Source organism: Clostridium lundense DSM 17049 (assembly GCF_000619945.1).
Classification (GTDB): domain Bacteria; phylum Bacillota; class Clostridia; order Clostridiales; family Clostridiaceae; genus Clostridium_AO; species Clostridium_AO lundense.
In genome coordinates, this window is the sequence record NZ_JHVC01000002.1 from 99,638 (window position 1) to 112,010 (window position 12,373).

General features: G+C 29.5%; 13 protein-coding genes. 12 read left to right on the forward strand and 1 reads right to left on the reverse strand.

Annotation, left to right across the window (positions count from 1 at the left end):
* The first annotated feature begins 6 nt into the window (after window positions 1-6).
* The 6 genes from T514_RS0104250 (at window position 7) to phnD (ending at window position 6,940) form a co-directional block, all read left to right on the forward strand.
* Window positions 7-429: a YwiB family protein gene (locus T514_RS0104250; protein WP_027623652.1), complete on the forward strand. Its 423-nt coding sequence runs from the start codon at window positions 7-9 to the stop codon at window positions 427-429.
* A 121-nt stretch (window positions 430-550) separates the two neighbouring features.
* Window positions 551-853, forward strand: coding sequence for a hypothetical protein (locus T514_RS0104255; protein ID WP_027623653.1), 303 nt, complete (start codon window positions 551-553; stop codon window positions 851-853).
* A 210-nt stretch (window positions 854-1,063) separates the two neighbouring features.
* Window positions 1,064-2,662, forward strand: coding sequence for a CTP synthase (locus T514_RS0104260; protein ID WP_027623654.1), 1,599 nt, complete (start codon window positions 1,064-1,066; stop codon window positions 2,660-2,662).
* 165 nt (window positions 2,663-2,827) lie between these two features.
* Window positions 2,828-3,172: a hypothetical protein gene (locus T514_RS0104265; protein WP_027623655.1), complete on the forward strand. Its 345-nt coding sequence runs from the start codon at window positions 2,828-2,830 to the stop codon at window positions 3,170-3,172.
* Between the two features lie 201 nt (window positions 3,173-3,373).
* Complete coding sequence (gene rho, locus T514_RS0104270; protein ID WP_027623656.1) at window positions 3,374-4,885, forward strand: transcription termination factor Rho; 1,512 nt, start codon at window positions 3,374-3,376, stop codon at window positions 4,883-4,885.
* A gap of 162 nt (window positions 4,886-5,047) precedes the next feature.
* Window positions 5,048-6,940 carry a phosphate/phosphite/phosphonate ABC transporter substrate-binding protein gene (gene phnD, locus T514_RS0104275; protein ID WP_242850551.1) on the forward strand — a complete coding sequence of 631 codons (1,893 nt, stop codon included), beginning with the start codon at window positions 5,048-5,050 and terminating at the stop codon, window positions 6,938-6,940.
* A 56-nt stretch (window positions 6,941-6,996) separates the two neighbouring features.
* On the opposite strand, the gene rpmE is transcribed toward phnD, so the two are convergent.
* Complete coding sequence (rpmE, locus tag T514_RS0104280; RefSeq protein WP_027623658.1) at window positions 6,997-7,209, reverse strand: 50S ribosomal protein L31; 213 nt, start codon at window positions 7,207-7,209, stop codon at window positions 6,997-6,999.
* A 165-nt stretch (window positions 7,210-7,374) separates the two neighbouring features.
* Between rpmE and T514_RS0104285 the strand changes: the two genes are divergently transcribed.
* The 6 genes from T514_RS0104285 to T514_RS0104310 all read left to right on the forward strand — a co-directional run bounded on the left by T514_RS0104285 (window position 7,375) and on the right by T514_RS0104310 (window position 12,361).
* Window positions 7,375-7,962: a thymidine kinase gene (locus T514_RS0104285; protein ID WP_027623659.1), complete on the forward strand. Its 588-nt coding sequence runs from the start codon at window positions 7,375-7,377 to the stop codon at window positions 7,960-7,962.
* Window positions 7,963-8,895, forward strand: coding sequence for a DUF1385 domain-containing protein (locus T514_RS0104290; protein WP_027623660.1), 933 nt, complete (start codon window positions 7,963-7,965; stop codon window positions 8,893-8,895).
* A 6-nt stretch (window positions 8,896-8,901) separates the two neighbouring features.
* Window positions 8,902-9,774, forward strand: coding sequence for a peptide chain release factor N(5)-glutamine methyltransferase (gene prmC, locus T514_RS0104295; RefSeq protein WP_027623661.1), 873 nt, complete (start codon window positions 8,902-8,904; stop codon window positions 9,772-9,774).
* 93 nt (window positions 9,775-9,867) lie between these two features.
* Entirely contained in the window at window positions 9,868-10,941 is a 1,074-nt protein-coding gene (prfA, locus tag T514_RS0104300; protein ID WP_027623662.1) for a peptide chain release factor 1, read from the forward strand.
* A 30-nt stretch (window positions 10,942-10,971) separates the two neighbouring features.
* Window positions 10,972-11,580: a hypothetical protein gene (locus T514_RS0104305; protein ID WP_027623663.1), complete on the forward strand. Its 609-nt coding sequence runs from the start codon at window positions 10,972-10,974 to the stop codon at window positions 11,578-11,580.
* Between the two features lie 79 nt (window positions 11,581-11,659).
* Entirely contained in the window at window positions 11,660-12,361 is a 702-nt protein-coding gene (locus T514_RS0104310) for a ZIP family metal transporter (RefSeq protein ID WP_034868204.1), read from the forward strand.
* Window positions 12,362-12,373 lie beyond the last annotated feature (12 nt).

Here is a 12,373-nt window from a genome sequence, read left to right on the forward strand (position 1 = left end):
AACTCTATGAAAAAGAACGCACTAATTTCAGTATCTAGCATGCAGTCAAAACAAGAAGGAGATACAATTGAGGTAGTGACTCCAGGAAGTTTCTATAAAAAAGAAAACTGTTATTATGTAGTTTATGATGAAACGAAAATATCAGGTATGGAAGGCACAACAACCACTTTTAAAATTAACTCTAAGGATAATAAATTCTCCTTAATAAGAGTGGGAACCACTACTACTAAAATGGAATTCCAGAAATCATCAGGAGACGTATCATTATATAATACTCCTTATGGTACTTTAGAATTAAAAATAGATACAAAAGATCTTAAAATAAATATAGATGACCAAGGAGGCAACATATTCGTAAATTATCATATGAGTGTTGCAGGTCAGAAACCCCAAGATACATTTTTGAAGATTAATATAAAAGCGCAGTAGGTAATACCTCTGTGCTTTTATTATTTAGACTCATGTTTAAAAACCAGTTTTTCGGGTAAAATTCTTACTAAAAGAACAAGGAGGGAAAAAGGAATTGTAATGAACAATTCTTTATAAAATAATGAAATATTTTAATAGAAGTATTAAGTATGAAAAAATAATAGAGCTACTATGTAGCTATAAAGGCATTAAGAGAGAAGAATTAATAAGAATATTAGAAGACGAGGAATGTAAATATCTATTATTTTTGCTTTTAAAAAAGTATAACTGCATGGATATAGAAAGCTTGACAAAGGATTTTGAAATAGATAATAAAAGAAAATTAAATAACAACTTAAAAAAGGCAGAGGAAAAGTTTCTAATAAATAAAAAAGTAAGGGAAATGTTTTTTGAAGCTGAAAATATTATAGAAGAAATACAATAAAAAACAAAAAAAGTAGTGGAAAATAATTTAATGATATGATATTATAAGGTGTGTATTTTAAAATACAAATATCCCATTTTATATGATAGGGTAATTATTATTATAAAATAAAATTAATGGCTTGTCAATGCCTTGTTTAATAAAATATTATAAACATTAATATAGGGGGTGAGTAATGTTCTGTAGAATTATTTTATGGAACATAATTATATGAGTACTAAATATATATTTGTAACTGGAGGAGTTGTTTCTTCTTTAGGTAAAGGGATAACAGCGGCTTCATTAGGAAGATTGTTAAAAAATAGAGGATTAAAAGTTTCTATACAAAAGTTTGACCCATATATAAATATTGATCCGGGAACCATGAGTCCATATCAGCATGGGGAAGTGTTTGTAACAGATGATGGCGCAGAGACAGATCTTGATTTGGGGCATTATGAAAGATTTATTGATGAAAATTTAAGCAAAAGCAATAATGTAACTACAGGAAAAATATATTGGTCGGTTATAAATAAAGAAAGAAAAGGTGACTATTTAGGAGGTACTGTACAGGTAATACCTCATATTACTAATGAAATAAAGGAAAGAGTTTATAGAGTAGGTAAGGAAAAAAATATAGATGTAGTAATAACTGAAATTGGAGGAACTGTTGGAGATATAGAATCACTTCCTTTTCTTGAAGCTATAAGACAAATAAAATATGATGTTGGAAGAGAAAATGTGTGTTTTATCCATGTAACTCTTGTGCCGTATCTTGGTAAATCTGGAGAACTTAAAACTAAACCTACACAACATTCTGTTAAAGAGTTAAGAGGAATTGGTATACAGCCAGATATAATTGTCTGTCGTTCTGAAAAATTTATATCAGATGAATTGAAAAATAAGATTGCTCTATTTTGTAATGTAGAACAAGGTTGCGTTATACAAAACTTAGATGCAGAAAATTTATATGAGGTTCCTCTAATGCTACATAAGGAAGGATTAGATAGCTTAGTTTGCAAGAAACTGAAGTTGGATTGTCATAGTATAGATAATACCGAATGGGGCAAAATGGTGAGAAGCATAAAGAATATTCACAAACAGATAACTATAGGATTAGTAGGAAAATATGTAGAGTTGCATGATGCATATATATCTGTAGTAGAATCTTTAAATCATGGTGGATATGCTAACAACGTAAATATAGATGTTAGATGGATAAATGCAGTAGATGTAAATAGGGAGAATGTAGATGAAATTTTAAAAGGTGTAAATGGAGTTTTAGTGCCTGGAGGTTTTGGAGATAGAGGAGTAGAAGGTAAGATAGAAGCTATAAGATGGGCAAGAGAAAATAATGTACCTTTTTTAGGAATATGTTTGGGAATGCAATGTTCAGTTATAGAATTTGCAAGAAATATATTAGGATATGAAGGAGCTCATAGTTCTGAAATACTTCCTGATACAAAATATCCAGTTATAGATTTAATGCCTGAACAAAAAGATATAGACGAAAAAGGTGGAACTATGCGATTAGGAGTATATCCATGTAAACTTACTAAGGAAAGTAAGGCTTTTGAAGCTTATGGGGAAGAAATTATTTATGAAAGACATAGACACAGATATGAATTTAATAATGAATATAAAAAAGATTTAATAGAAGCTGGACTTATTATTTCAGGAACTAGCCCTGATGGAAGGTTGGTAGAGATTGTTGAAGTAAAAGATCATCCATGGTTTGTTGCAGTGCAATTCCACCCTGAATTAAAATCAAGACCTAATAGGCCTCATCCGTTATTTAGAGAATTTGTTAAAGCAGCATTAAATCAATAATTTTATAATTAACGATGTATATCTACAATATGGATATATGTCGTTAATTTTTTTGGAAATAATCGATAAAAATGGACAAAAAATATCAAAAATATTGAAGGATTTTATTAATGCATATAGAAATATTATTTTATAGAGATTTTAAGAGAAGTATGAGGTGATAAAATGTTATTGGATTCTAAAATAAGTATTGCAATAAAAAATGAAAGTGGTAAATATATAATAAGAAGCACATGTTTTTTTAAACTTAAGGAATTAAATAAAGAAATCACCTCTTTAAATAGTATAAAAATATTTAACGGGGAAATACTGTTTAATATACGTTGTCCATTATGCGGAGAAATCCATTGTTACAAATATAGTTTAAAGGAATTAGTATTACGGGATATATTAATTGGTGGTTGTGACGAGATAGGTATTCCGATATTTTATATAGGAAATTATGAAAAGATCAAAAGGAAAATCTTAAATTATGATAACATAAATAAAGATATATATGCCATGATATAAAGCAAAAGTATATTGTATACTTTTGTTTTATAATTGCATTTCTTAATAAATTTGCACACTAAAAAATTCGCTGGATTAAAATATTAAAATGGGTTATAATGTTATACGTAATACATCATTTCAAGTGTTATCTTTTGATAATTCCCCAAAGGTTATTTATATAAATTATATTTTATAATTAAATATAGGAGGTGTTATTTTTTGGCTAATAATGATTTGGAGAGTATGACCGTGATGGAGCTTAAGGAATTAGCTAAGCAGTTAGGGGTAAAGGGTATATCAAAATATAAAAAAGCTGAATTAATAGAAGAAATTAAAAGAGTATCACCTAGTTCTGTTGAAAAAAATGGAGTTATTTTAAGAGAAAAGATAAGTCCTAAAGCTACATCTAAAGGTGAAGAAATGCTAGAAAATAAAGAGCGAAATAAGTACATAGAACCAAAAAAGAAAGAATCATGGAACAATGAAGAAAAGAAAGCAGCAGAGGATGTTAAAGTGGAAAAAGAAGCAATAGGGGAAAACGATAAAGGAAATGTAGAAGAAAAAAGAGAAAAACTTATAGAAATGATTAATGAATCAGATACTGCAAAGGGAGTACTTGAGATAATTGAAAATAATAATTACGGCTTCTTAAGAGGTAGAAATTATTTAACAGGTCCAGATGATATATATGTTTCACCATCTCAAATAAGAAGATTCAACTTAAAGACAGGTGATGAAGTAGAAGGTAAGGTTAGAACGCCAAAAGAAGGTGAAAAATTTAAAGCCTTACTTTATGTGGAAAGGGTTAATGGAGAAAATCCTGAAAGAGCGGTAGGAAGGAAACCTTTTGAAAAATTAATACCTATTTATCCAAATGAAAGAATAAAATTAGAGACTAGTGGTTCTGATTTATCTAGCAGATTAATGGATATTATATGCCCTATAGGAAAGGGGCAAAGAGGAATTATAGTTGCGCCACCCAAGGCGGGAAAAACTACCCTTCTAAAAAAGATAGCTCAAAGCATTTCTAGAAATCATCCAGAAGCAAAATTAATAGTTTTACTTATAGATGAAAGACCTGAAGAAGTTACAGATATGCAAAGATCAATAAATGGTGAAGTAATATATTCAACTTTTGATGAAGAACCAGATCATCATACAAAGGTTGCTTATATGGTTTTGGAAAGAGCTAAAAGAATGGTTGAACAGGGACAGGATGTAGTTATATTATTAGACAGTATAACTAGGCTTTCAAGAGCGTATAATTTAACTATAACTCCTACAGGAAGAACTTTATCAGGTGGATTAGATCCAGGAGCTTTAATTATGCCTAAAAAATTCTTTGGAGCTGCTAGAAATATAGAAGAAGGCGGAAGTTTAACTATACTTGCCACAGCTCTTGTGGAGACTGGAAGTAGAATGGATGATATGATATTTGAAGAATTCAAGGGAACTGGAAATATGGAAGTTCATTTAGATAGAAAACTTCAGGAAAGAAGAATATTCCCAGCTATAGATATATATAAATCAGGTACAAGAAAAGAAGATTTATTACTTTCCGCTAAAGAATATGAAGCTGCATTTAACATAAGAAAAGTATTATATGATGAAAATAATACTCAAAATATAACGGAACAGCTAATAAATATGTTATTTAAAACTAAAGATAATGAAGAGTTTGTAGGTTTAATAAGTAAGTTGGATTTTGGTAAGGATAAAAATAATAGATAAAAAATGAGCAGATAAACACTGCTCATTTTATTTTTTTCTATGGTAATTTACATTGATGGTTGTTACAAAATATGGTATCATGATGTTATGTTGAAATTAATGTAAGTAATGTAAGTATATTCATTTGAACATATTATTATGAGGGGATTGAGGGGGATTAAATTGCATAGTATAAAAAGTTTTTTTACCATCTCTATAGGAATTACACTTATAAATGCGCTGTTATATTTTTTCATAAATAATAGAATGATTATTTTCCTTATTTCAACTTTATTTACTGTAGCTGTGATTTTCTTTGTTTTTAGTTTTCAAGGGAAAGGACAAACCCATAATAAAGAAGATAATGTTAACAATGAGAAAGAATTGAGGATGAATAACCAGTATGAAGAAATGCTTTCTTTTTCAGAAACTTTAGGATTCGATGTGCAACAATTACTATGGTTATATAAAGACAGTATGAATATGTTATCTCAAATAATTAATATATCTAGAAATGTTCAAGAATATAGTGAACAAAATGCTTCAAACATCCAAGAAATAGATGCAGCTATAGATGAACTAGTAAGTATGAGTGAAAAGCTTAATAATATTATTATAAATATTGAAGAAAATTCAATAACATCTTTTTCTATGTTAAATAATAATAAAAGTACTATTGAGAGTATTGGAAATTATTTAGTATATTTAAATGATGATATAGAGAATTTATCTAATGTAAATGGTAGATTTGAGGAGTCTTCAAAAAAAATAAGTAATTTCGTAGGGAATATTAAACAAATATCAAGCCAAACAAATTTATTAGCCCTTAATGCTTCCATTGAAGCTGCTAGAGCAGGGGAAATGGGAAAAGGATTTTCTGTAGTAGCTAATGAAATAAGAAAATTATCTGAAGAAACGGAAAAGGCTGTATTACAAATAGAAACTATAGTAAAAGAAATTATAACAGACGTAAATGGTTCTAATATTTCTATGAATAAATGTTTGAATAAGATAAAGGGAGCCCATAATATTGTAGAACAGTCTTTTCAGTTGGTAACTGATATCCAATCAACAGTTGATAATATTAAAACATCTATAGGAAATTTAAAGGATTTTTCTACGGAACAAATGAATACTTCTAATGGCATAGGAGAGGCGATTAGATCTATAGCTTCTTCGGTAGAAAAAACTTATATTGTAACAGTAGATGGATTGGAGGCAATAGAATTACAGGATAAGAAAAATAAGGATATACTTGATTTTTGCACAAAGTTAAGTGATATAGGGGATAAAATTCAATATACCGCTGCTAAGTTAAAAAAAGATAATGAAATTATTTTTGGTGTAAATCCGTTTACTTCTCCTGAAAATATTAAAGGATCATATGCTCCAATACTAGAAAGAGTTTGCAATAAAATTGGATGTAAAGCTAAGGTTATTATAGCAAAGGATTATGATGCTTTAGGAAAAGGAATAAAAGATGGCGTAATAGATGTAGGGTGGTTCTCGCCTTTTGCTTATGTAAGTGCTCATGAAAAGTTTGGCGTAATTCCTTTAGTAACCCCGAAAGTAAATGGTAAGACATCTTATAACGGATATATAATATCTAAGAAAGATAGTGGCATAAAAAGTGTTAAAGATTTAAGAGGCAAACATTTTGGATATGTAGATGAAAAGAGTGCCTCGGGGTATTTATATGCCAGAGAAATATTAAAGAATAAAGGCGAAAATCCTAATACTATGTTTAAGCAGGTATCCTTTATGGGAAGTCATGATAATGTAATAAAAGCAGTTTTATCAGGAGAAATAGATGCAGGAGCAACGTATAGCGAGGCTATGGATAGTGCTAAAAAGTCTAACTTGAATATAGAGGATTTAATTATAATAGAGAAAACTAACGATATACCTAAAGATGCTATAGCTGTAAGTCCAAGTTTAAATAAAGAAATGGTAGAAAAATTGAAGAAGGCTTTTGAAGAATTTAATGATTTTCATGGAATTAATTCATCTGTAGATGGTTTTATTATAAGTGATAATGATAAATATGATTTAATAAGAAGGGTGATAACAAAATAAAAGTAAACCCGAATATTTTTAATATTCGGGTTTACTTTTATTTAAAGAACTAAATTCTATTCTTCATTACTTAAGTTGAACTTCTTCATAAATCTTTCAACTCTTCCGCCAACATCAATTATCTTCTGTTTTCCTGTATAGAATGGGTGGCACTTAGAGCATATTTCAACTTTTAGTTCTTTATGTGTAGAACCAGTTGTAAAAGTGTTTCCACATGCACACTTAACTACCGCATCATGGTGGTATTCTGGATGTATGCCTTCTCTCATCTTTTTCACCTCTTTCGAATTCTAAATCCCTTATCGGAATTTTTAACTACTAAATTATAACATAGGCTTTATCTATTAGTCAATAAATTTTATGTATACTCTTTAATATATGGTTTATGTTTGATAAAATATATTTGTTTATAAATAGTGAGGAGGAATTTTAGAATGTACGGACCAAAAAATCACGGTTGGATAGAAGTTATAGCTGGACCTATGTATAGTGGAAAATCTGAGGAACTTATAAGAAGAATCAGAAGGGCGAAAATTGCTAAGCAAAAAGTTCAGGTGTTTAAACCAGAAATTGACGATAGATATAGCAAAGAAGATGTAGTATCTCATTGTGGAGATAAAGAGGGAGCTATACCAGTTAAAAATGCTAGGCAAATATTAGAGTTGATAGAAGAAGATGTGCAAGTTGTAGCCATAGATGAAGCTCAATTCTTTGGTGAAGATATAGTAAAAGTAGTGAATTACATAGCGGACAAAGATAAAAGAGTAATATGTGCAGGATTAGATATGGATTTTAGAGGAGAGCCTTTTGGATATATGAATGAGCTTATGGCTATTGCTGAATTTGTTGATAAAATTCAGGCTATATGTATGATTTGTGGAAATCCAGCGACTAGAACACAAAGGCTTATAAATGGTAAACCAGCAAGTTATGATGATCCTATAGTTTTAGTTGGAGCAAAAGAGTCTTACGAGGCAAGATGTAGAAAGTGCCATATAGTTCCTAAAAATGGGGTGAAATAAATGAAAAAAAAATGTTCAGTTGGGGGTCAAGCTGTAATTGAAGGCGTAATGATGAGGGGAAGCAAAGGTATTGCTACAGCAGTTAGAAAAACCGATGGAGAAATTGTAGTAAACAGTGAAGGGTTTTTACCATATTCTAAGAGAAATAAATTTTTAGGGATTCCTATAATTAGAGGATTTGTTTCATTAATAGAATCATTAGTAATAGGTATAAATACATTGAACTATTCAGCATCTTTTTTTGAAGATGATGAGAAAGAAGAGTCAAAGTTTGATAAATGGTTTCAAGATACTTTTAAGGATAAAGGGGAAAGAATATTAACTGGTATCACATTAATAATATCTTTAGCAATTTCTATTCTTTTGTTTGTAGCATTACCAAATATATTTGCTAATTTATTTAAAAAAAATTATATAGAAAATACTGTAATATTGAATATAATAGAAGGAATAATAAGAGTAGGTATATTTTTAATATATATTTTCTTAATTGGCAAAATGGAAGATATAAATAGAGTATTTCAATATCATGGCGCAGAACACAAAACCATATTTTGTTATGAAAATGAAGAAGAGTTAACTCCAGAAAATGCACAGAAATATTGTAGATTTCATCCAAGGTGTGGTACAAATTTTTTATTTCTTGTTATGATAGTAAGTATATTATTATTTTCTTTAACGGGTTGGAATTCTCTTTTAGAAAGAATGCTATATAGAATATTATTGCTTCCAGTGGTATCAGGAATTACTTATGAATTAATAAAATGGATGGGTACAAGTAATAGTAATATATCAAAGATTATGGCTTCACCAGGACTGGCCCTTCAAAAGCTTACTACTAGGGAACCTGATTTTAGCCAACTAGAGGTTGCAATAAAAGCTTTAAAGGTAGCGGAAGGAATTGATGATGAGAAAGATATAAATGAGGTATGATGTTTTATGAATCAATTAATAAATTTAAATATAGGGAAGCTACTAATTAGTGGATTTCAAATACTAAAAGAAGTGGGAATAGAAAGTTATAAATTAGATTGTCAGTTACTATTATCTAAGATCTTAAAAAAAGATAAGTTGTTTATTATGTTAAATAGGGATTTTAAGGTAGAAAAAGAAGAAGCAGAAGAATATTTTAAGTTAGTTAACCTTAGAAAAAATAAAATGCCTATAAAGTATATACTTGGAGAATGTGAGTTTATGGGGTTGAATTTTAATGTGAAAGAAGGAGTTTTAATTCCAAGACCGGATACAGAGATTTTGGTTCAGTATTCTTTAAAAGATATAGAGGAGAATAATTATAAACATATATGTGACGTTTGTTGCGGAAGTGGAATAATAGGGATATCCGTTGGAAAGCTTACAGAAGACACATTAGTAGATTGTTTTGATATTATGGATACACCTTTAGAAGTTACAAAAAAGAATATTTTATTTCATAAGTTAGAAGAAAGGGTAAAGGTGTATAAAAGTGATCTGTTGAAATATGCCATAGAGAATTGTAGAAAATATGATATGATAATATCTAATCCACCTTATATAAAGGAAAATATAATAGAAACCCTTATGGATGATGTGAAAAATTATGAACCGCATGTTGCTTTAAGTGGTGGAGAAGATGGATTGAATTTTTATAGAAAAATTATAGAGGAAAGCAAGCTTTTGCTTAATAAGAATGGTAGTATAGCTTTTGAAATAGGTTATGATCAAGGAGAGGAAGTAATGACCCTACTAAAGAATAATGATTTTTATAATATAGAATGTATAAAAGATCTTGCAGGTTTGGATAGGGTAGTAAAAGGTCGATATGGATTATAAATAATAAGTTGAAAAATTATTTACATTGCTTTATATTAAATGAATATGATATAATTTATAGTTGTTAAAATATATTTACGGAGTGAGAAAAATATGTTAGAAAGACTTAATTTTATAGAAAATAAGTATGAAGAGTTGTCAATAAAAATAAGTGACCCAACAGTTATGACAAATCAAAAAGAATGGCAGAAATTATGTAAAGAGCATGCAGATTTAGAAAGCGTAGTTATAAAGTATAGAGAATATAAAAAGGTACAAGAAGATATAGAAGCTGATAAGGAAATGCTTAGAGAAGATCTAGATAGGGAATTAAAAGAGATGGTTCAGGAAGAAATAAAAGAATTAAACGAAAGAGAAGGAATTTTACTACAAGAATTAAGAATTTTACTTTTGCCAAAAGATCCTAATGATGATAAGAACGTATTTATTGAAATAAGAGGGGGAGCTGGAGGAGAAGAAGCAGCTCTATTTGCAGCAAATCTTTTCAGAATGTATACTAGATATGCAGAAAGACATGGTTGGAAAATAGAACCTGTAAGTTCAAATGAAACAGATATTGGTGGATTCAAAGAAGTAGTATTTATGGTTAAAGGAGATTCAGCTTATAGTAAGCTAAAATACGAAAGTGGAGTTCATAGAGTGCAAAGAGTTCCAGATACAGAATCAAGTGGAAGAATTCATACATCTACAGCTACTGTAGCAGTTTTGCCAGAGGTTGAAGATGTTGATGTTGATATAAACCCAAATGATTTAAGAATAGATGTATTTAGGGCTTCAGGTCACGGTGGACAGTGCGTTAATACTACAGACTCGGCAGTAAGAATAACTCACTTGCCTACAGGACTTGTAGTTAGCTGTCAAGATGAAAAATCTCAGTTAAAAAATAAAGAAAAGGCTATGAAAGTATTAAAGTCAAGATATTATGATATACTTCAAGCTGAAAGAAGTGCTAATATAGCGGAAGATAGAAAGAGTCAGGTGGGTACTGGAGACAGAAGTGAAAGAATAAGAACCTATAATTATCCACAGGGAAGAGTTACTGACCATAGAATAGGATTAACTATATATAGATTAGAGGCATTTCTTGATGGAGATATAGATGAAGTGCTTAATGCATTGATTACTGCTGAACAGGCAGAAAAAATGAAAAATTTAGGAAGTAATTAAATAAAGGTTTTGTGGGAAAAGAGGTAAACTATGGATGTGAATAAAGCCATTAGAAAGCAAAAAAAATCTTATAAAAGATTTATGCTGATAATGAGCTTTATTTTTTTTGCATTACCTATAATTTTAACCATTACTGGAAGGATTACATGGTTCTATATATTGTATTTAGTTATTATACAATTGTTAGTTATATTAGCAGTTTTAGCGAAGATAAATAATGATAACTTAAAATTTACTTATGATAATTATAGGATAAAAGTTTCATCAGGCATTAGAAGAGATAAAATTAATATAGTATGTAATAAGGTGGCTTTTGTCCATGTGGAAAATATAATAAGAAAGACAGATAAAGAAAGAGATTTTATAATAATTCTAATTGCTACATCTAGATTTAGAAGTAGAAGAATGATTCCTATAAATGAAAAACTCTTAAAGAATCATCCTTATATAGCGTTCCATTATCAAAAGATAAAGAAACTTAATCCGGAAAAAAAATATGCATTTACAATAATAAAAAAAGGAAAGTTGTATAAGTATGAATTATTAGATACTATATATAGAAGCTGCGTTTATGCTACATTTACAGATGATGCTATTGATAAAATAAAAGAATATAGGAAGGGTTTATCTCAGAAATAAGAATATTTATTTATTACCTTAAATATTATCTATAGAGAGTAAATTTAAAAAAGGTGATAAATTGAATAATTTAATTCTAATGATTATATTGGGAAGTATTATTTCCCTTTCAGGTACTACTTTAGGTGGGATAGTGGGAGTAATGGTGAAGAATCCTTCAAGGAGGACTCTTGGAACTTTAATTGGTTTTTCAGGTGGACTTATGCTATCCATAGTGGTGTTTGATTTGATACCAGAATCATTACAAGACTGGGGGGTTACTAACACAATTATATGTTGCATAATGGGGATTGTTTTAGTAACTCTTGTGGATAATTATTTACAAATGAACAAAGTAGATAAACATATTAAGATGGCTCTTATAACTGCCATTGGATTGATGATTCATAATTTTCCAGAAGGTATAATTATGGGGTGCGGCTTTGCGACAGGCGGAAGTTTAGGAATAAAAATGAGCCTTTTAATTGCTATACATGATATTCCAGAGGGAATAGCTGTAGCTGCACCTTTAATGGCATCAAGGGTAAAAGCGTTAAAGATACTGACATATACGATAGCTACGGCGGTTCCTACTGTTATAGGAACTTTTATAGGAGCTTATATTGGGAAAGTATCTACAGATGCTTTGGGAATAAGTTTATCTTTTGCTTCAGGTATAATGCTTTATGTTGTTTGTGGTGAAATGATTCCAGAATCATCAAAATTATGGGATGGAGTTGCCAGCACTATTGGCGTATTATCTGGGGTGATTTTTGGATTAATTTTGATAAGATTATTGTAGATTATATTTATC